Here is a 20,275-nt window from a genome sequence, read left to right as displayed (position 1 = left end):
ACTCCTCCTGCCGTCTTGCGAAGACAGTAGAAGGAGCAGATGTCGGTTGTATTGCAGTTTGGTGAAGATTAGCGGAGGATTTTTTTCTCGGCCAGATCCAGCGCGAAGTAGCTGAAGATCAGATCCGCGCCCGAGCGTTTGATCGCCCCCAGGCTTTCGAGGATCACCTTCTCTTCGTCGATTGCCCCGGCCAGCGCGGCGAATTTGATCATCGCGTACTCACCGCTCACCTGGTATGCCCCAAGCGGCAGTTCGGTGCGTTCGCGGATGTCGCGCAGAATATCGAGGTATGCGCCAGCCGGTTTCACCATCAGGCAGTCTGCACCCTGAGCTTCGTCGAGCAGGGATTCGCGAATCGCTTCCCGGCGATTCAGCGGGTTCATCTGGTAGGTCTTACGATCGCCCTTCAGCGCCGTACCCGCTGCTTCACGGAACGGGCCGTAGAAGGAGGAGGCAAATTTGGTGGAGTAGGACATGATGGCGGTATCGGTGAAGCCAGCCGCGTCCAGCGCCTGACGGATCGCCTGAACCTGGCCGTCCATCGCGGCAGACGGCGCGATGAAATCCGCACCCGCAGCGGCAGCCACGACCGCCTGCTTACCGAGGTTCAGCAGGGTGGCATCGTTGTCCACGCCGTGGTCACACAGCACGCCGCAATGGCCGTGGGAGGTGTATTCGCAGAAACAGGTATCGGACATGACCACCATTTCCGGCACGGTCTCTTTGCAGATACGGGACATGCGGGCAACGAGGCCATCTTCTTTCCAGGCATCGCTGCCGGTCGCATCGGTATGGTGGGAGATGCCGAAGGTCATCACCGAGCGGATCCCCGCGTTGGCGATACGTTCGATCTCGCGCGCCAGATGTTTTTCTGGAATGCGCATCACGCCCGGCATGGCTTCGATGGCTTTGTAGTCATCAATCTCTTCTTCGACAAAAATCGGCAACACCAGATCGTTTAAGGTCAGTGTTGTCTCTTCAAACATAGCGCGCAGTGCAGGTGACTTACGCAGGCGGCGGGGACGTGCAATTAAATCGGTCATGATATGCCTGATGTTTGTGGAACAAAGAAGGTTAGTGTACCTCAAAGTGAAGACAGGTGTTTTACTAAAGTGGGCATTTTGTTTTTGCGAAATGCGGCCAGTCAGTTTCATATCATCAATATATATAATACAGGGCGATGTATTGCTAAAAAGAGAGGAGGTATTCGTGTTGTTTCTATATTAATGGGAATGCATCATTAAAAATAATCTATTTTTTGTTGTTGTGTGTTTTGTATTGGCGTGCCTGTATTTTAACGTTTTGTTTTTATGATATTTATCTACGATGCCCTATGCGTTTATCGTATTGAAGTGTTATTGGTCTGGATACGGACTTAATGGAAACATTCATTGAACCTTTTCGAAATGGAAATGCATAATCCCCCCGGCAATAAAATATTGCCAAATGGTTTGATGGATAAACTTGCTTACGTCCCTGAGGAGGGATGACCCAATGCAAATATGGAAAAAGAAACTGGTTGTATCTCAACTTGCATTAGCCTGTACCCTGGCTATCGCTTCTCAGGCCAATGCGAAGGATATTTCCGGCACGACATATAATACTTTTGGATATGATAATACAGCATCTGGCCCATGGTATTATGGCTACGCTGACTGGGATTACTCAGACGTTACCCACGATGGTGATATTTATCCGGTGATTAATCAATCAACGGTGAACGGTGTTATTTCAACATACTATCTGGATGATGGAATCAATGGTCGTGCGAACGCGTTAAGTATTTCTAATAGCACTATTAACGGCATGATCACGTCAGAGTGTATGACCACGACGTGTGCGGATGGCGTGGATACCGACGGTACCAGTCATGCCCAGTATGATCGTTTTAGCCTGACGGTTAATAACTCCACCATCAACGATACCTACGAGCATTACGCGTATGACGTCGTCAATGGCGAAGCTACTGAAACGGATTATCTGGACACCTATGGTCTGGGTAACGCAATCACTCTGGACGTTGAATCTGATATCGTTATTCAGAACAATTCCCACATCGCGGGTATCACGCTGACGCAGGGTTATCAGGAACTCGATAACACACCATACGACGGTGTTGAAGGCGTTGCTGACAGCAGCAATGTCTTTACCGATACGCTGGTGATGAAAGACTCTGTGCTGACCTCCGGTGCGTACAGCGATCTGGGGACCAGCGGGTTCTACGGCCAGACGGCTAAGCCGAGCGACTATGGTGAAACCAACGCGACGGGCGCGGATGACGCGGCGCTGATCGTCGCCGCGAGCGCGTCTGATAATGCGATGCAGACGACAGCTATCTTTGATCATTCTACCGTCACCGGCGACATCCTGTTCTCCAGCACCTTTGATAACAACTTCTACGAGAATGGCGACCCGGAAACCGATACCACTGACGACGGTGTGTATAACCCAACCACTAACGGCTGGGACGGTACCGATAGGCTCGATGTCACGCTGACCAACGGCAGTAAATGGGTGGGTGCAGCTCAGTCGAGTGTTGAAGCTATTGGCACCTCCCGGATGTACGGCCAGGGATACAGCGATGTTGACTGGAGCACCCTTTCTCCTGACAGCATCTGGCCTGATTCCACCTATGACAGTAATGGTCATGTTGCGGGTGAAGAGGTCTATCAAAGCGGGTTGTTCAACGTTACGCTGGATCAGGGCTCCGAGTGGGATACCCGTAAAGTTTCTAACATCGATACGCTGGCGGTGAATAATCAGTCGCAGGTGAATGTAGAAAACTCTGGACTGCTGGCGGACTCCATTACGCTGACCAATGCTTCAACGCTGAATATTGGCGACAGCGGTGCCGTCGCGACCGACAGTCTGTATCTGGACAGCTATAGCCGTACAGCGCTGACGCAAGAGACGGCAGAACTCTATGCCAACACCATTACCGTAGACAATGGTGCTGAACTGGCGCTGGGTCTGGGCCAGATTGATACGCACAATATGGTACTTACCGATGGTGGTGTGCTGAATGTTGCCAGCCGCGATTATGTGTTAAATAGCGATCTGAACAACGCACGCTATATTACCAACGATCCGTATCAGGCGGAGTACGACTATGGCGTCGTCGCGCTGAATTCTGACGGTCATCTGGCTGTGAACGGTGACGTTAGCGGTAACTACAAAGTGCGCATCGATGATGCGACTGGAGCGGGTTCCGTTGCTGATTATAAAAACAAGGAAATTATCCACGTTTATGACAGCAACACGGGCACCGCAGCCAGCTTGACAGCCGCAAACAAAGCCGATTTAGGTGCTTACACCTACCAGGCGCAGCAGCAGGGTGACTCCGTTGTCCTCCAGCAGAAAGAGCTGACCGACTCCGCCAATATGGCGCTGAGCATCCCATCAGCCAATACCAACATCTGGAATCTGCAGCAGGATACCGTAGGTACGCGTCTGACTAACAGCCGTCACGGCCTGGCGGATAACGGCGGGGCGTGGGTGAGCTACTTCGGGGGTAACTTCGACGGCGACAATGGCGTTATTAGCTACGACCAGGATGTGAGCGGTATTATGGTTGGTCTGGATACGCAGATTGACGGTAATAATGCGAAGTGGATTGTCGGTGGTGCGGCAGGTTTCGCGAAGGGGGATATCAGCGATCGTACCGGTCAGGTCGATCAGGACAGCCAGACGGCGATGATCTACGCATCAGCGAAGTTCATGAACGATCTCTTCCTCGACAGCTCCCTGAGCTATACCCGCTTCAACAGCGATCTGTCTGCTAACATGAGCAACGGTCAATATGTTGACGGCAACACCACCAATGACGCAGTTGGTTTTGGGCTGAAACTGGGCTATGACTGGAAGCCAAACCTGTCCGGCTATGTCACGCCGTACGCAGCCGTGTCTGGGCTCTTCCAGTCAGGTGATGATTATCGCCTCAGCAATGATATGCGCATGGATGGTCAATCTTACGATAGCCTGCGTTATGAGCTGGGAGTGGATACGGGTTATACCTTCAACTACGGTGGCGATCAGGCCCTGACGCCTTACTTCAAACTGGCCTACGTCTACGACGATGCCGATAACAACGCTGATATTAACGGTGACAGCATTGATAACGGTGTGAAAGGCTCCGCTGTGCGGGTCGGGCTGGGCACCCAGTTCAGCTTCACGAAGAACTTCAGTGCGTATACGGATGCCACTTATCTGGGCGGCGGCGACGTTGACCAGAATTGGGGCGCCAATTTGGGTGTGAAGTATACCTGGTAATGCATAAAAGTGGGGGAGGATATCCCCCCGCTTTTTTATTCATAAAAACAATATTGAACCGACAAATACGGATGTCTTGAGGTCTGCATGAATGTTAATGCGAAACCACTTTCTGAATTAAGCCGGCTCGAACAGTGTCTGAAATCAGCCAGTACCCCTTTTAAATATGCTCCACAACAATTAATTACATCTGGTGAGTGTCATGAACCCCGTACGACCGTATTACAAACCGGTATAATCGAAATCTGTCGTCATTCCGATGAACTGCTTGTGGGTATCGCGAAAGCCCCGTTTATTTTTGGGCTGTCCACAGTAATGATTAATCACTATCGGGAATATAAAGTGATAGCCAAAACACCCTGCACGGGTTTTTATTTGTCCACTGAAACCACCCGTCAACTTATACAACAGAACGCGTTATGGAAAGAGGCTTTCGGTTGGTTATCCTAGATAAATTACATGCTTGAAAAACGTGATATGCAGCTGGTGGGAAATAATTCCTATCATCAGATTCGAGCCATGCTGCTGAATATGGCGGAGTGGGATGAAACGCTGCGCTCAAAAATTGGTGTGATGAATCATATTCAACAGAGTACACGTATTTCGCGTTCAGTTGTTGCTGAGGTTCTCGCCGCTCTGCGGCAAGGTAACTACATTAATATGAGCCGGGGCAAGCTGGTCAGCATCAACCGCTTGCCCACGGAATATTAAGATCAATTAGACGCGGTAAGCACCTGGGCTTTGTTGGCGCTCAGCTCGGCCACCAGGTTATTAATGCCATCACTCATATTAACGAAACGCGTGTGCGGAGAACGGGTAACCACCACAAACGCGCCCACGTTGGACTGCGGGATCATCGCCATATAGGTAATGAACCCGCCGCCACCGCCCGTTTTCTGAATAATGCCCGGACGGCCATTTTTCGGTGCCATATAAACCCATCCCAGGCCGAGCGCGTCGGCTTTACCCGGCACGTCCATCCCAATGACGCGCTGCAGCTGGCCGCGCTGATAAATCAGGGTCTGCATACGATCGGCCTGGCTGCTGCGCGCGTAGAAATCTGAAGAGAGGAACTGCTGCATCCAGCGCATCATGTCGCCCGGGGTGGAGTAGACCCCGCCGCTGCCCACTGCTGCCAGCGTGTTGTTACACGGGCTTGCGCCTTTCTCCGCCACCATCAGGCGACGGCACTGATCCGGGGAAGGAGTAAAGGTAGTGTCTTTCATACCCAGCGGACGCGTGATCTGCTCTTCAAACAGCTGCGGATAAGGTTTGCCCGCCGCCGCGGAGAGCGCATCCGCCAGCAGGTCAAACGCCAGGTTTGAGTACGAGGCCTGCGAGCCCGGGGCGGATTTCAGCGTGGCGGTGCTCAGGTAGTTCCAGCGCTGTTGGCGCGTTGGCCAGACAAAAACATCGCGGTGCGCCGCGCCGCCCGGCTGCTCGCGCGGCAGAGCGCTGGTGTGCGTCGCGAGGTTCACAAGGCGAATTGGCGTGCCCTGATACGTCGGCACGCGGGCCCCCGGCGGGGCGTATTTGCTGAGCGGATCGTCGAGCTTCACCACGCCCTGGTCGAGCAGCTTCACCAGCATTTCGCTGGTCATCAGTTTGGTTAAGGACGCGATGCGAACAACGGAATCCAGCTGCGGGTGAACGTTATTGCCTGGACGCGTTTCGCCAAAGCTGCGGAAAACGCGCTGGTTGCCGTCGATGACCACCATTGCCATCCCGGTCGCGCCGCTGCCGTAATAGATAAGGTTCGCGTAGCGATCGGCGATATCTGAAGCCAAAACGGGTGCCGTCAGCGGCTGGGCTGCCTGGGCAGTAGAAAAGCTCACCGCACACAGCGCGGCAAAAGAGAGCAGACAACGTTTCAACGAAAAGCATCCATGAAGTGAATGAGGAAAGTAATGGGTATTTATACTACTAATCGGCACCGTGCAATGCCCCGAATGACATAACGATAGCGAGAAAAACGTAACCATGGGTAAATATGAACAATTTCCCTGCGAGCGCTCTCCCATTTTGTGACATCAGGCTTATGATAGATGCCAGTGTCACTCAATTTTACGGAGAACGGTATGTCTGAAAAGCGTGTGGTAATGGTGGTTGATATGCAGAACGGGGTGTTTGAAACGCCTCGTCATCAGCGCGAGAAGTGTGTCTCTTTGATCAACCAGCTTACGCAGGCTGCCGACACGGTGATTTTTATTCAGCATGCCGAGGCCGGGGGGCTGGAAGAGGGAAGTGACGGATTTGCGCTGCTGCCTGAACTCCATCAACCTGCTGGCGCGCTGTACGTGACCAAGACCGCGTGTGATGCTTTTTACGACACCACGCTTGAAGCGCTGTTACGCGAGCAGGGCATTCGCGAGTTTGTCATCTGCGGCTGCGCCACCGATTACTGTGTCGACGCGACAATCAAAAACGGCGTCAGCCGGGGTTACCATATTACCGTGGCAGAAGATGCCCATACCACCGCCAACCGCCCGGCTGCTGAAGCGCAAATTCTGATTCACCACCACAACGACGTCTGGCGGAACTTCATTGCGCCAGCGAACCCTCTCGCGGTGAAACGCACCGAAACAATTCTCGAAAACTGGAAAGCGAACTAATAATCAACCCACGGGTCTGACCTTTTTGCCCGAGCCGGGACACCGGCTCGGGCAAGGTATTCATGTGGTAATGTGTTGAGCACAGCAACAACCATAACAACAAGAAGGAAGTATCATGTTTAAGTCTTTTTTCCCAAAGCCGGGGCCTTTTTTCCTGTCGGCATTTATTTGGGCACTGATCGCCGTCGTGTTCTGGCTGGCGGGCGGCGGTGCATGGCTGACACGCATCGTGGGGGCGACAGGCGAGGTGCCGATTAGCGCGGCGCGCTTCTGGTCGTTCAGCTATCTGCTGTTTTATGCCTATTACGCGCTGTGCGTCGGGCTGTTTGCGCTGTTCTGGTTTAATTATTCCCCTCATCGCTGGCAGACGTGGTCCATTCTGGGAACGTCGCTGATTATTTTTGTCACCTGGTTTCTGGTCGAAGTGAGCGTAGCCATTAACGCGTGGTATGCCCCGTTCTACGATCTCATCCAGAAGGCGCTGAGCGCCCCTAACAGGGTGCCAATTGGCGAGCTTTATAATCAGTTAAAAATTTTTATGGGCATTGCGATGATCGCTGTCACCGTGGCGGTGCTGAATAATTTCTTCGTCAGCCATTACGTTTTCCGCTGGCGTACGGCGATGAACGAATTCTACATGACCCACTGGGAGCGTCTGCGCCATATTGAAGGTGCTGCTCAGCGCGTTCAGGAAGACACCATGCGTTTCGCGTCAACGCTTGAGGATATGGGCGTCAGCCTGCTTAATGCCATCCTGAAACTGTTTGCGTTCTTACCGATTCTGGTTGCGCTTTCTCCCCATATTTCAGCCTTGCCGATTGTCGGACATTTACCGTACGGCCTGCTCATCCTGGCGCTGGTCTGGTCGCTTATGGGCACAGGCCTGCTCGCCGTCGTCGGGATTAAGCTGCCGGGCTTAGAGTTTAAGAATCAGCGTGTGGAAGCGGCCTATCGTAAGGAACTGGTCTACGGAGAGGACGACCCAACGCGCGCTGCGCCTCCGACGATAAAAGAGCTGTTCCGCAACGTCCGTTTCAACTATTTCCGGCTCTATTTCCACTACATGTATTTCAATATTGCCCGTATTTTCTATCTGCAGGTCGATACTGTTTTTGGACTATTCCTGTTGTTCCCGTCTATTGTTGCGGGAACAATCACGCTGGGCTTACTGACCCAGATTACCAACGTGTTCGATCAGGTCAGAAACTCGTTCCAGTATCTGATTAACTCCTGGACCACCCTGGTAGAACTGATGTCCATCTACAAACGTCTGCGCAGCTTCGAGCGAGAGCTGGACGATCGTGACCTGCAGGAAGTCACCAACACATTTAGCTAATACAGGGAGTTGCTATGTCTTTTGCCGTACCGCGCGCGTTACCGCTGTCCTTGCTGGCCGCCCTCGTTCTGGCGGGCTGTGCCGAAAAAGGGGCTGCTCCGCTTAAAAAGGGCGAGAAGCCCGTGGATGTCGCAAGCGTTGTGCGGCAAAAAATGCCCGCCAGCGTGAAGGATCGCAACGCGTGGGCGGATGCGCTGGCAAAAACCTTTGAAAGCCAGAAGATTGCCCCCACGGAGGAGAACATCTGCTCGGTGCTGGCGGTGGCGCAGCAGGAGTCGATGTACCAGTCAGACCCGGTGGTGCCGGGTCTCAACAAAATTGCCTGGAAAGAGATCGACCGCCGCGCGGAATCAATGCATATCCCGGTGTTCCTCGTGCATACCGCGCTGAAAATCACCTCGCCAAACGGCAAAAGCTACAGCGAACGGCTGGATACGGTGAAAACCGAAAAACAGCTCAGCGCCATCTTTGATGATTTCATTAACATGGTGCCGATGGGGCAAAAACTGTTTGGCTCACTGAACCCGGTTCACACCGGTGGCCCGATGCAGGTGAGCATTGCATTTGCCGAGAAGCATACCGACGGCTACCCGTGGAACATCGACGGTACGGTGCGTCAGGAGGTCTTCTCCCTACGCGGCGGACTGTGGTTCGGTACGTATCATCTGCTGAACTATCCGGCGAACTACAGCGAGCCCCTGTACCGCTTCGCAGACTTTAACGCGGGCTGGTATGCCAGCCGTAACGCGGCATTTCAGAGCGCGGTCAGCCGCGCAAGCGGCGTCAAGCTGGCGCTGGACGGCGATCTCATCGCCTACGGCAGCAGCGAGGCGGGAAGCACCGAGCGGGCGATCCGGAAATTATCGGCAACGCTTGATATGAGCAACAGCGACATTCGCCGTCAGCTTGAGAAAGGCGACAGCCTGGCATTTGAGAAAACGGATCTCTACAAAAAGGTGTTTGCCCTTGCAGAGAAGAAGAGCGGGAAAACGTTACCGAGGGCTATCCTGCCGGGGATCCAGCTGGAAAGCCCGAAGATCACGCGTAACCTGACCACAGCCTGGTTCGCAAAACGCGTGGACGATCGCCGGGCTCGCTGTATGGGGCATTAATGACGACGGCGCAGGCGCAGCACTAACGCGACGACGCCCAGAATCATACAACCCGCGAGGAAGGGGATCAGACCGAACAGGGTGCTGACGCCAAACCCGATTTCAACGCGCGGGCGTCCGTTATCCTGCACTTGCATCAGGTGTTCATAAACGCCAGGCGCATGTACCAGCATATTGAGCAGCTGGGAGCCTGCCCAGAAGCAGAACAGGACAAACAGGGCATACGCGATATTACCCGCCGTGGAGGTTTTTGGTTTGCCGCCAAAAATCGGTTTCGACAATGTAAAGTCAGCCATGTTGACCTCCCGTGGTATCACTCTGTTTTAATACGCGTCTTACGGGGTGAGTTTGACAGGTCATCGCATTTGTCAATATCAGAATCGTGGTAATTTACGCTCAGGAATTCTCCTGGATTGTCGATTTCTGCATCACATCACAATTTATTAACTTAAGTGAAACATTATCGCATTTCAGAATTTACGCATCTGCCACAGACCTGGCGGTAAAACTGTGAGAGGATGTCTTTTTTCCCTGCCGGAGTTGTTATGAAGCTCACGTCCAAACTTCGCCGTGACTGGCACTACTACGCTTTTGCTATTGGCCTGATTTTTATTCTTAACGGCGTCGTGGGGCTGTTGGGGTTTGAGGCAAAAGGCTGGCAAACCTATGCCGTGGGCCTGGTGACCTGGGTAATCAGTTTCTGGCTGGCAGGGTTGATTATCCGCCGTCGTCCTGAAGAGACGACAGCGGAGGAGACGGCTAAAGGTGCCGATTAACCGTTAACGGAACTTTTCAGGGCGCTGTCGGCGGCATGACGCTCCAGCGCCAGCTCGATCAGACGGGTGATCAGCTCAGAGTAGCCAAGCCCGCTGGCCTGCCACAGTTTTGGATACATGCTGATATTGGTGAAACCCGGCAGCGTATTGATTTCATTGATCACCACCTCGTTCTCCGGCGTCAGGAACACGTCCACGCGCGCCATTCCGCTGCAGCCGAGCGTCTGATAGGCCTGAATGGCGATCGCCCGGATCTTATCGTTGATGGCCGGATCGATATCCGCAGGAACAACAACCTGGGCGCCTTTATCATCAATGTATTTGGTGTCGTACGAGTAGAAGTCGCTGTTTAAGACCACTTCACCGCAGGTGCTGGCCTGTGGAAAATCGTTGCCCAGCACCGCGCACTCAATTTCTCGGCCTTTAATCCCCTGCTCAACCACCACTTTATGGTCGAACTCGAACGCCAGACGGACGGCTTGCGTGAACTCTGCTTCGGTGGTGACTTTGCTGACCCCCACGGAGGAGCCCTGGTTGGCTGGCTTCACAAACAGCGGCAGACCCAGTTCAGCGCTAACCTGCGCGAAACTGTGTTTGTCGCGGTTGGCGCGGGTAAGCGTCACGAACGGCGCGATATTCAACCCGGCATCGCGCAGGAGGCGTTTGGTGACGTCTTTGTCCATGCAGGCGGCGGAGCCCAGCACGTCCGAGCCCACAAACGGCAGGTTGGCCATGCGTAACATCCCCTGCAGGGAACCGTCTTCGCCGAGGGTGCCGTGAACGATGGGGAAGACCACGTCGATCTGGGCGAGAGCCTGCGCATTGCCGGCGTCGATGAGCTGACCTTTCACAACGCCGGGTACGGTGGCGACGCTGATTTCCGAAGGATTAAGGGCGATGTGTGCCGGATCGTTGGCATTCAGCAGATACTGGCTGGCATCGTTAACATGCCACTGGCCCTGTTTATCAATGCCCAGCAGCACCACGTCAAAACGGCTTTTATCGATCGCATCGACAATATTTTTAGCCGATTGCAATGAAACCTCGTGCTCCGCTGATTTTCCCCCAAAGACAATACCTACGCGCTGCTTTGCCATCTCACTCTCTTCCAGTCTGACGAAAAGCCAATAACATACCACGATGCCCTGCGGGTTTCGCGGCCTTCTGCCATAATGTTTTGGGGAACAATGAGGGGGGAGAGTGAAAGGAAAAACGCTGCTGACCGTTTTCATCCTTGGGGCAATCGCAACGGCGGGCTATCGCTGGTTGCCGTCTTACTACAACCCTTTTACGCCGCTGTCCCTGGACGACCCGCCGGGCCGCATTACCCAGTATAAGCTGCGGCGCTTAACGCCAGAAGCCTGCGTGAACCTGCTGGCGCAGGCTAATCAACGAAATCTTATCCGCACGCAACCGGTCGCGGACAGCGGCGGAGCGTGTCCGCTGAGCAACGTCGTCCGCGTCCGTGACTTCGGCCCCGTCAGCCTGAACGGCAGTTTTCTTGCCAGCTGCCCCCTGGCGCTCGGCTCTGCGCTGTTCGTCAGCCAGCAGGCCCGGCCTCTGACCAAACGCTTCACGGGAAGCGAACTGACGCGCATTGAGCATCTCGGCAGCTTTGCCTGTCGCAATATTTACCACCGGCCTGACGCGCGGCGCAGCGAGCATGCGACGGCAGAAGCCCTGGATATCGTTGCTTTCCGGCTGGCGAACGGGGAGCGTGTTACGGTACTGAACGGCTGGAGATCGGCAAAAACGCAGCCGTGGCTGAAAGCCATGCTGGCGGCAAGCTGCGGCTACTACGGGAACGGTCTGGGGCCGGAGTATAACGCGGCGCATGCCAACCATTTCCATCTGGGAATGCGCGGTTTCGGGCTCTGCCGCTGAAGCATAATATTCCGCCAGAAAATGGATGAATTGTGACTTATTTCACAAATATGATGACTGGGAAGATAAAACACCAAAGTCAGCAAGGGCGCATCTCTGGTGCGACGTTAAGGCGCGTAACTTGCTAATCTGACGGCGAATTCGCCTAAAAATGAAGACTATTTCTTTATGGAATCCTGGAAAGTTAATCTTATCTCGGTCTGGTTCGGCTGCTTCTTCACCGGGCTTGCCATCAGCCAGATCTTGCCATTCCTGCCGCTGTACGTGTCACAGCTGGGGGTCACCTCCCACGAAGCGCTCTCTATGTGGTCCGGCCTGACGTTCAGCGTCACGTTTCTGGTCTCCGCCATTGTGTCACCGATGTGGGGCAGCCTGGCCGACAGAAAAGGGCGTAAGCTGATGCTGCTGCGCGCCTCGCTCGGGATGGCGATAGCCATTCTTCTGCAGGCCTTCGCCACCAACGTCTGGCAGCTGTTTTTCCTGCGTGCTGTGATGGGGCTAACATCCGGGTATATTCCGAACGCTATGGCGCTGGTTGCCTCTCAGGTACCGCGCGAACGCAGCGGCTGGGCGCTGAGCACGCTCTCCACCGCCCAGATAAGCGGCGTTATCGGCGGCCCGCTGCTGGGGGGCTTTCTGGCGGACCACGTCGGTCTGCGCGCGGTGTTCATCATCACCGCGATCCTGCTGGTGGTCAGTTTTCTGGTGACGCTCTTTCTTATTAAAGAAGGAGGCCGACCGGTTATCAGTAAATCTGAGCGCCTGAGCGGCAAGGCCGTTTTCGCCTCGCTGCCTTATCCGGGGCTGATGATTAGCCTGTTTGTCACCACCATGGTGATCCAACTCTGTAACGGCTCGGTCGGCCCGATTCTGGCGCTGTTTATTAAGTCGATGGAGCCAGACAGCAACAATATCGCCTTCCTCAGCGGTATGATTGCCGCCGTGCCGGGCGTCTCCGCGCTGATCTCTGCGCCGCGTCTGGGTAAACTGGGTGACAGGATCGGCACGGCGCGTATCCTGATGGCGACGCTGATTTTTGCGGTCGTGCTCTTTTTCGCCATGTCGTTTGTCACTTCTCCGCTCCAGCTCGGCGTGCTGCGATTTTTACTCGGCTTTGCGGATGGCGCTATGCTGCCCGCGGTCCAGACGCTGCTGGTCAAATATTCCAGCGATCAGGTCACGGGGCGTATTTTTGGATATAACCAGTCGTTTATGTATTTAGGCAACGTTGCCGGTCCGCTTATTGGCGCATCCGTTTCTGCAATGGCCGGTTTTCGTTGGGTATTTGCCGCAACGGCGATTGTGGTATTGATTAATATTATCCAGCTGGCTATTGCCCTGCATCGTCGCAGGCAATTAGCGGAGGCGAAATCGGCGAAATAACCTTTTCTCAGATGTATTATATATTCTTATGGTAGCCGCATTTTTATATAACAAAATGCGGCGTTTTTTTATAGAAAAACGTTTCGCTGAAAATACCGTGCCGCCTAATTTGGCGGTGGTGTCACTTTTGCATAAGATAATACTTTTCTCCACTTTGCATATTTCATTTCGGATGTTAATTTCAGAGAAAATCCCATAAGGAAATAGCACGATGAAAAATCTCATTGCTGAGTTGCTGGTCAAACTTGCACAAAAGGAAGAGGAGTCAAAAGAGCTGGTCGCCCAGGTTGAGGCGCTGGAGATCGTCGTCACGGCGCTGCTGCGACAGATGGCAAAACCGGATCAAGAGGCGCTGATCGACAATGTCGAAGGCGCGCTGGAAAAGGCTCGCCCCGATTCACAGGTCCCTGCCGAAGATGCGGAATTGTTGCAGCAATACGTAAAGAAGCTGTTGAGGCATCCGCGCAGCTAAGCCGTCAGTGAACGTAACGACGTGTCATAGAATTGTCATGCAGGATGCCTGGAGTCGCTCTGTTTTATTTTTAAGTATTTGTACAGGGAGAAAATAAATTGAAACAGAGCGCACTTTTCATTGTATTACTTCCCCTGTTTATTACCCCTGTCATTTATGCCGATACCGTCAATACTCACGTTCTGGATTTAAAATGATAAATTCCCGGCGGAAATCTCATCTGCCGGGTGGTTTTTTTCCTGCCACGGACCAGACTTACAGGGAATGTTCACAAAAGGATGGTGCAATGAAAACAACATTACTGGTTACTCTGCTCTCCGGCCTGTTCCTGATCTCCTCGGCGAACGCGGAAGAAAAAACATTAACGCCGCAACAGCAACGTATGACCACCTGTAATCAACAGGCGACGTCACAGAGTCTGAAAGGCGACGCCCGTAAGACCTACATGAGCGACTGCCTGAAAAACGGCGCCGCGAAACCAGCGGAAAAAAGCCTGACGCCGCAGCAGCAAAAGATGCGCGAGTGTAATGCCAAAGCGACCGAGCAATCCCTCAAGGGCGACGATCGCAGCAAGTTCATGAGTGCCTGCCTGAAGAAAAAAGTGTAGTTCTAACGGGTGAGCGGCTCCGGCGGCTCACCCGAAATTTCATACTTTCCCCGCAGACCCCCTCTCTATAATTTGGGAAAATGTTTCAGAATATTCCCAAAAATGATGAATGATGACATTTATTACACCCAAAAGCGCATTCGGGAAGAGTGGAGTTTAACCCTTTCTCAGGATGACCCTCACCGTACCGGCATCCAGTTTGCCAGGCGAGTTCGGCTGGCGCGCGTTGTCGGGCTGGCGGCGATGTTTTTCCCCGTTGCGGGGATCCTGGTCACCCATTTTTTACCCGGCGGCTGGTGGTTGTTACTGGTGGGATGGACATTCGTCTGGCCCCATTTTGCCTGGCAGCTAGCCTGCCGCGCCGCGTCACCTCATCAGCAGGAGATCTTTAACCTCAAGATGGATGCCGTTATGGCCGGGGTCTGGATCGGCGTGATGGGGATGTATGTATTACCCGCGGCGGCGCTGGTGATGATGGTGGGGATGAACATGATGGGCTCCGGCGGCTGCCGCCTTTTTATTGCGGGGATCGTGCTCACCCTGCTTACAGCGCTGCTTACGTTACCGCTTGCTGGCAGCGTGGTGCCCTTCAATCCGGGGGCGTTGGAGTGGGGCTTAACCCTTCCCGTCCTTATGTTTTATCCCACGCTCTATGCCTGGCTCAGCCACCGCACGGCCATCAGGCTGGCGGAACATAAGCGGCGGCTGGAAATGATGAGCACCCGCGACGGTATGACCGGGGTCTTCAATCGTCGGCACTGGGAAGTGCTGCTGCGCAATGAGTTTGAGCACTGTCGCCGCAACCACTGCACCGCCACGATATTGCTGATTGATATCGACCACTTTAAAAACATCAACGATACCTGGGGCCACGACGTGGGCGACCAGGCGATTGTTGCTATTACGCGCCAGCTTCAGATGTCGGTGCGCGCGGGGGATGCGATAGGCCGGTTTGGCGGGGATGAGTTCGCGGTGATCATGTCGCAGACCGCGGCGGAAAGCGCCATCGCCGTTATGTCCCGGGTTCACGCGAGGCTGGAAACGCTGTCGCTGCCCTGCGCACCGAAAGAGACGCTGCGCATAAGCGTCGGCGTGGCCCCCTGGGGGCCGCAGTTTGTGCATTATCGGGAATGGCTGAAAGCGGCTGACGTGGCGCTGTACAAGGCGAAAAATGCCGGGCGAGGCCGCACCGAAGTGGCCGCCTGACGCCCGACTCTCTATCAGGATTTACTCAGCTTCTCTGATTTTTCCATGCATTTTGCCATCGCTTCGATAACCGCAGAACGGAACCCGCGTTCTTCCAGCACCCGCACCGCTTCGATGGTCGTACCGCCAGGAGAGCAGACCATATCCTTCAGTTCACCCGGATGCTTACCAGTCTCCAGCACCATTTTGGCGGAGCCCATCACTGCCTGCGCGGCAAATTTATACGCCTGCGCCCGCGGCATCCCGCCGAGCACAGCGGCGTCCGCCATCGCTTCTAAAAACATGAAGACGTACGCAGGGGCTGAACCGCTCACCCCGACCACCGGATGGATCATCGATTCGGCAATGACTTCCGCCTCACCGAAGCAGCGGAAAATGTTCAGCACGTCCGCCACCTCTTCTGAGGTCACCAGCGCGTTCGGCGTGACGGAAGTCATGCCGGCATTGACCAGGGAAGGCGTATTGGGCATTGCGCGGACGATTTTACGGTCGTGGCCCAGCGCGCGCGCCAGCTGATCGAGCGTGACGCCCGCGGCAATCGACACAACCAGCGTCTCTTTGTTCAGGCTCGAAGTGATATCGCTTAACACTTTGATCATGATGTTCGGCTTAACGGCGCCAAAGACGATATCGGCAACCTGGGCCACTTCCTGGGCACTTTCGGCGGCGTTGATCCCGTATTGATCGCGCAAGGCGGCGACGTTATCCGGTGACGGGGTATAGACCCAAATCTGACCCGGCAGAACCTGCCCGCTGGCGATCAGGCCGCCCAGGATGGCTTTGCCCATGTTACCGCAGCCGATAAACCCGATTTTCTTGTCCATCACGATTCTCCGTCATTATGCGTTGTTTTCTCTGATTGATAGCTTAACAACGAAATGCAGGCGACAATAGTCGCCAGAGTCATTATGGGGAGACAACATGGCGATTTGGGTTGATGCGGACGCGTGTCCGAATGTGATTAAAGAGATTTTATTCCGCGCCGCCGAGCGCGTTCAGATGCCGCTGACGCTGGTGGCGAACCAGAATATTCGCGTACCGCCATCGCGGTTCATCCGTTCTTTGCGCGTACCAGCCGGATTCGACGTGGCGGATAACGAAATTGTGCGTCTGTGCAGCGCGGAAGACCTGGTGATCACGGCGGATATTCCCCTGGCGGCGGAAGTGCTGGAGAAAGGGGCGGCGGCGCTCAACCCGCGCGGTGAACGTTACTCGCCTTCCACCATCCGTGAAAAACTCACTATGCGTGATTTTATGGATACAATGCGGGCCAGCGGCGTGCAGACCGGTGGACCGGATAGCCTCTCCCAGCGCGATCGCCAGCAGTTTGCTGCCGAGCTGGATAAATGGCTACTGGAAGTGAAGCGCCGCACAGCGTAATGATAATTATTGTCAATTTGTGGTACAGTGTGGCCTCCACAGGGTTGTCATCCCGTACCGCTTTGCAGTAAAGTAATCGACACATCTTCTGCAATTATTTCTTTACACTCTTCAGCCATCCGGCATCAAGGGGAACACCTGACTATGACCCAACCCATCTTTTTAGTTGGCCCCCGCGGCTGTGGGAAAACCACCGTTGGCCTGGAACTGGCGCGCGCGTGTCATCGTCAGTTTGTCGACACCGATCACTGGCTGCAAACCGAGGCTGGCAAAACCATCGCGGAGATTGTCGAGCAAGAGGGATGGGAGAGCTTTCGCGCACGCGAAACGGCTGCGCTGAAAGCGGTCACCACGCCCTCAGCCGTCATTGCGACGGGGGGAGGCATTGTTCTGGCCGAGTGCAATCGTCACTTTATGCGCGAGAAAGGCATTGTGATTTATCTCTGCGCACCGGTGGCGGCTCTGGTAGGGCGTCTTGAAGCCTTCCCGGAAGAGGGACAACGCCCGGCGCTGACCTCCAGACCGCTCAGCGAAGAGGTGAGCGAAGTGCTGGCCGAACGCGATGCACTGTACCGTGAAGCGGCGCACCATGTTGTGGATGCTTCTGCGGCCCCGGAAGAGGTGGTAATTCAGATTATTACCGCCCTGCGTCTGGCCTGCGCCAGCTAACCGCCGTCTATACTGATAGCTCAGACATAAAAAAAGGATGAGCTATGCCAACCAGACCTCCCTATCCGCGCGAAGCACGTATTGTTACTGTTGAAAAAGGCAATGGCGACCAGACCGTCACCTGGTATCAGCTGCGTGCCGATCACCCCAAACCGGACTCGCTGATCAGTGAACATGAGACTGAACAGGAAGCGCTGGATGCCAAACGGCGCTACGAAGATCCCGATAAGTCGTAGTTGTTTTCCTAAACGCTCCAATACCGTGCCTGAATCACACTTTTTACTCATCGCTAATGTTAAGCAGGAGTTAATATTTAGTTATTACAGGAAGCTCCGTTTCCGGCAGGTGATCTTTACATTTCGGGACAGAGATCACCTGCTACGCTTGGTGCTGTTTTGTTGAAAAAACGAACTGTGCAGCGTAGTGAGCCTGTACCTGTGTACACGTTTTTGTAGTGATGGAAGGCAAAGAAGATGAAGGCAACGTTGGCGATCCTCACCATTGGTGTGGTCCCTGTAAGCGAAGTGTTACCGCTCTTAACCGAGCATGTATCTGAACAACAGATCACGCATCTCAGCCTGTTGGGTAAGATGAGTCGGGAAGAGGTCATGGAAGACTACGCTGTTGAGGCGGGGGAGGATCCCCTGGCGACGTTATTAAGTGACGGTAAACTGGCGCATGTTTCACGACAGAAAATAGAGCGTTCGCTGCAGGCAGTTATAGAAGTACTCGATAATCAGCAATATGACGTTATTTTGCTGATGAGCACCGCCCCCATTAAGGGACTCATCGCGCGCAATGCGATTTTGCTTGAGCCGATGCGAATCATTCCGCCGCTGGTGGCCTCCATTGTTGACGGGCACCAGGTGGGAGTGATCGTCCCCATTGAGGAGCTCATGGACAACCAGGAAGCAAAATGGCATGTGCTTGAAAAAACGCCCCTGTATGCCCTGGCAAACCCCTTCTGGGACAGCGAGGCTAAACTCATTGCTGCCGGGAAGGAGTTGCTGGAAAGAGGGGCAGACGTGTTGATTCTGGACTGCCTGGGGTTCCACCAGCATCATCGTGATTTACTGCAAAAGGCGCTGGACGTGCCGGTGCTGTTGTCCAACGTTTTGATGGCTCGCCTGGCCTCAGAGCTTCTGACGTAATGATTTTGCGTGACAGGTGATGAGCATGGCCCCTATAGTGAATTTTTATCTCTGAATATAAGGGCCAGTTCATGCTTCAAAGTAACGAATACTTTTCCGGTAAAGTGAAATCCATCGGTTTTACCAGCAGCAGCACTGGCCGCGCCAGTGTGGGCGTTATGGCTGAAGGCGAATACACCTTTGGCACGGCTGAAGCGGAAGAGATGACGGTGGTCAGCGGCGCGCTGAACGTCTTACTGCCGGGTGAAACGGAATGGAAAGTTTACGCTGCCGGGGAAGTTTTCAACGTTCCTGGCCACAGCGAATTTCATCTGCAGGTTGCAGAACCTACCTCTTATCTGTGCCGCTACCTGAAATAATCTTCTTCCCTCTCCCCTTTGGGGAGAGGGGCAGGGTGAGGGGAAATTATCTCTGCGCTTCGCCGCCGAGACCTTCCACCAGATTCTGAATTAACGCGGCCAGCTCGCCGGTCATCAGGATAAAATCCGCATCAAAGCGCTGGGCGTAATCTTCTCTGTCGATATCTTCGTTTTGATCGCGCAGTTCATCGCAGAACTTCAGACGCTTCACGGAGCCGTCGTCACACATCACGAACTGAATGCGTTGCTGCCAGTCGAGCGCCAGCCTGGTGACCACTTTGCCTGCTTCAATGTGTACGGCGATCTCGTCGCTCACCAGATCCTGCTTCTTCGCGCGGATCACGCCGCCATCTTCCAGCAGGGCTTTTAACTCGGCTTCGTCCAGGATCTGGAAACCTTGCGCTGCGGTACCGCTGCGGACCCACTCGGTCAGGGTCAGCTCAATCGGCGTTTCCAGCGCCAGCGGGACAACCGGCAAGGAGCCGATGCTTTTGCGCAGCAGGGCCAGCGTATCTTCCGCTTTTTTGGCGCTGGCGCAATCCACCATGATCAGCCCGTTGACGGTATCGATCCACATCATCGTCTGGCTGAAGCGGCTGAAGGCGCGCGGCAGCAGAGAGTGCAGAACTTCATCTTTCAGCGAGTCTTTTTCGGTTTTTTTCAGCTTGCGGCCCTGTTCGGCTTCCAGCTTGAAAATTTTTGCTTCAAGCGCCTGCTTAACCACCGGGGTGGGCAGTATTTTCTCTTCTTTGCGGGCGCAGACGATAATTTGACCCGTGCTGCTGGCGTGGGTCAGTGCATCGCTTTGTGAACCCATTGGGGGAACCCAACCGGTTTTCGCCATATCCTGGCTACCGCAAGGGGAAAAGCTATAAGCGGCTAACTGTTTTTCCATCTCTTCTGCGCGCAGCGAAACGTCGCGGCTGAGACGGTAAACCATCAAATTTTTGAACCACAGCATGATAATTTCCACGGCCTTGTCGTTAAATCAGCGGGCATGATAACGAATTGTCGCATCGCTTGCATTGCTAATCGGGAAGCGTGCTTCTACTCTGTTGA

At 54.1% G+C, this 20,275-nt stretch carries 21 protein-coding genes and 1 pseudogene; 16 read left to right on the top strand and 6 right to left on the bottom strand.

The window, feature by feature from the left end; translation table 11 throughout:
• Positions 1 to 68: 68 nt before the first annotated feature.
• The gene (gene hemB, locus D5066_RS05260) at positions 69 to 1,043 is read right to left on the bottom strand and encodes a porphobilinogen synthase (RefSeq protein ID WP_119915273.1); all 975 of its coding nucleotides are present in this window, start codon (positions 1,041 to 1,043) and stop codon (positions 69 to 71) included.
• 451 nt (positions 1,044 to 1,494) lie between these two features.
• Between hemB and D5066_RS05250 the strand changes: the two genes are divergently transcribed.
• Both D5066_RS05250 and D5066_RS05245 read left to right on the top strand, forming a co-directional pair.
• Positions 1,495 to 4,269: an autotransporter YaiT-related protein gene (locus D5066_RS05250; protein ID WP_119915271.1), complete on the top strand. Its 2,775-nt coding sequence runs from the start codon at positions 1,495 to 1,497 to the stop codon at positions 4,267 to 4,269.
• Positions 4,270 to 4,356: 87 nt separating this feature from the next.
• Positions 4,357 to 4,980: pseudogene (locus D5066_RS05245) on the top strand (helix-turn-helix domain-containing protein).
• A 2-nt stretch (positions 4,981 to 4,982) separates the two neighbouring features.
• Here D5066_RS05245 and ampH read toward each other — a convergent pair.
• On the bottom strand, positions 4,983 to 6,143 hold the full coding sequence (ampH, locus tag D5066_RS05240) for a D-alanyl-D-alanine-carboxypeptidase/endopeptidase AmpH (protein ID WP_119915270.1): 1,161 nt from the start codon (positions 6,141 to 6,143) through the stop codon (positions 4,983 to 4,985).
• Positions 6,144 to 6,347: 204 nt separating this feature from the next.
• Between ampH and D5066_RS05235 the strand changes: the two genes are divergently transcribed.
• The 3 genes from D5066_RS05235 (at position 6,348) to D5066_RS05225 (ending at position 9,329) form a co-directional block, all read left to right on the top strand.
• Positions 6,348 to 6,881, top strand: coding sequence for an isochorismatase family protein (locus D5066_RS05235; protein WP_119915269.1), 534 nt, complete (start codon positions 6,348 to 6,350; stop codon positions 6,879 to 6,881).
• Between the two features lie 115 nt (positions 6,882 to 6,996).
• A complete protein-coding gene (gene sbmA, locus D5066_RS05230) occupies positions 6,997 to 8,217 on the top strand; it encodes a peptide antibiotic transporter SbmA (protein WP_119915268.1) in 1,221 nt (406 codons plus the stop codon).
• Positions 8,218 to 8,231: 14 nt separating this feature from the next.
• The gene (locus D5066_RS05225) at positions 8,232 to 9,329 is read left to right on the top strand and encodes a DUF1615 domain-containing protein (protein WP_119915267.1); all 1,098 of its coding nucleotides are present in this window, start codon (positions 8,232 to 8,234) and stop codon (positions 9,327 to 9,329) included.
• On the opposite strand, the gene D5066_RS05220 is transcribed toward D5066_RS05225, so the two are convergent.
• Positions 9,326 to 9,625 (bottom strand): DUF2755 family protein, encoded by a 300-nt coding sequence (locus D5066_RS05220; protein ID WP_080328096.1) that lies wholly within the window; start codon positions 9,623 to 9,625, stop codon positions 9,326 to 9,328. The genes D5066_RS05225 and D5066_RS05220 overlap by 4 nt on opposite strands.
• 249 nt (positions 9,626 to 9,874) lie before the next feature.
• Here D5066_RS05220 and D5066_RS05215 point away from each other — a divergent pair, with 249 nt between their 5' ends.
• Positions 9,875 to 10,105 carry a DUF2754 domain-containing protein gene (locus D5066_RS05215; protein ID WP_028012119.1) on the top strand — a complete coding sequence of 77 codons (231 nt, stop codon included), beginning with the start codon at positions 9,875 to 9,877 and terminating at the stop codon, positions 10,103 to 10,105.
• Here the strand turns inward: D5066_RS05215 and ddlA are convergent.
• A complete protein-coding gene (gene ddlA, locus D5066_RS05210) occupies positions 10,102 to 11,202 on the bottom strand; it encodes a D-alanine--D-alanine ligase (RefSeq protein ID WP_119915266.1) in 1,101 nt (366 codons plus the stop codon). The genes D5066_RS05215 and ddlA overlap by 4 nt on opposite strands.
• A gap of 103 nt (positions 11,203 to 11,305) precedes the next feature.
• Between ddlA and D5066_RS05205 the strand changes: the two genes are divergently transcribed.
• From D5066_RS05205 to adrA, 5 genes are all read left to right on the top strand, one after another.
• Positions 11,306 to 11,989, top strand: a complete 684-nt coding sequence (locus D5066_RS05205) for an extensin-like domain-containing protein (protein ID WP_080328094.1) — start codon at positions 11,306 to 11,308, stop codon at positions 11,987 to 11,989.
• 168 nt (positions 11,990 to 12,157) lie between these two features.
• Positions 12,158 to 13,372: a multidrug efflux MFS transporter gene (locus D5066_RS05200; protein ID WP_119915265.1), complete on the top strand. Its 1,215-nt coding sequence runs from the start codon at positions 12,158 to 12,160 to the stop codon at positions 13,370 to 13,372.
• 211 nt (positions 13,373 to 13,583) lie between these two features.
• The gene (gene iraP, locus D5066_RS05195) at positions 13,584 to 13,844 is read left to right on the top strand and encodes an anti-adapter protein IraP (protein ID WP_080328092.1); all 261 of its coding nucleotides are present in this window, start codon (positions 13,584 to 13,586) and stop codon (positions 13,842 to 13,844) included.
• 286 nt (positions 13,845 to 14,130) lie between these two features.
• Positions 14,131 to 14,451, top strand: coding sequence for a phosphate starvation-inducible protein PsiF (gene psiF, locus D5066_RS05185; RefSeq protein WP_080328091.1), 321 nt, complete (start codon positions 14,131 to 14,133; stop codon positions 14,449 to 14,451).
• Positions 14,452 to 14,553: 102 nt separating this feature from the next.
• Entirely contained in the window at positions 14,554 to 15,657 is a 1,104-nt protein-coding gene (gene adrA / locus D5066_RS05180) for a diguanylate cyclase AdrA (RefSeq protein WP_119915264.1), read from the top strand.
• A 14-nt stretch (positions 15,658 to 15,671) separates the two neighbouring features.
• On the opposite strand, the gene proC is transcribed toward adrA, so the two are convergent.
• The gene (gene proC / locus D5066_RS05175) at positions 15,672 to 16,481 is read right to left on the bottom strand and encodes a pyrroline-5-carboxylate reductase (RefSeq protein ID WP_014882733.1); all 810 of its coding nucleotides are present in this window, start codon (positions 16,479 to 16,481) and stop codon (positions 15,672 to 15,674) included.
• Between the two features lie 97 nt (positions 16,482 to 16,578).
• Here proC and D5066_RS05170 point away from each other — a divergent pair, with 97 nt between their 5' ends.
• The 5 genes from D5066_RS05170 to ppnP all read left to right on the top strand — a co-directional run bounded on the left by D5066_RS05170 (position 16,579) and on the right by ppnP (position 19,216).
• Positions 16,579 to 17,037: a YaiI/YqxD family protein gene (locus D5066_RS05170; protein WP_010428006.1), complete on the top strand. Its 459-nt coding sequence runs from the start codon at positions 16,579 to 16,581 to the stop codon at positions 17,035 to 17,037.
• A 144-nt stretch (positions 17,038 to 17,181) separates the two neighbouring features.
• Positions 17,182 to 17,706, top strand: a complete 525-nt coding sequence (gene aroL, locus D5066_RS05165) for a shikimate kinase AroL (protein ID WP_119915263.1) — start codon at positions 17,182 to 17,184, stop codon at positions 17,704 to 17,706.
• A gap of 44 nt (positions 17,707 to 17,750) precedes the next feature.
• Positions 17,751 to 17,942, top strand: coding sequence for a protein YaiA (gene yaiA, locus D5066_RS05160; protein ID WP_013095817.1), 192 nt, complete (start codon positions 17,751 to 17,753; stop codon positions 17,940 to 17,942).
• A 237-nt stretch (positions 17,943 to 18,179) separates the two neighbouring features.
• Positions 18,180 to 18,857, top strand: a complete 678-nt coding sequence (locus D5066_RS05155; protein ID WP_028012129.1) for an AroM family protein — start codon at positions 18,180 to 18,182, stop codon at positions 18,855 to 18,857.
• 71 nt (positions 18,858 to 18,928) lie between these two features.
• Positions 18,929 to 19,216, top strand: a complete 288-nt coding sequence (gene ppnP, locus D5066_RS05150; protein WP_045328300.1) for a pyrimidine/purine nucleoside phosphorylase — start codon at positions 18,929 to 18,931, stop codon at positions 19,214 to 19,216.
• A 46-nt stretch (positions 19,217 to 19,262) separates the two neighbouring features.
• On the opposite strand, the gene rdgC is transcribed toward ppnP, so the two are convergent.
• The gene (gene rdgC, locus D5066_RS05145; protein ID WP_080328087.1) at positions 19,263 to 20,177 is read right to left on the bottom strand and encodes a recombination-associated protein RdgC; all 915 of its coding nucleotides are present in this window, start codon (positions 20,175 to 20,177) and stop codon (positions 19,263 to 19,265) included.
• Positions 20,178 to 20,275: the final 98 nt, after the last annotated feature.

Origin of the sequence: Enterobacter chuandaensis, assembly GCF_003594915.1 — a bacterium.
In the GTDB taxonomy this organism is placed as follows: domain Bacteria; phylum Pseudomonadota; class Gammaproteobacteria; order Enterobacterales; family Enterobacteriaceae; genus Enterobacter; species Enterobacter chuandaensis.
Note: the sequence above shows the minus strand (reverse complement) of the source record. Positions and strands in the feature narration are given on the sequence as shown.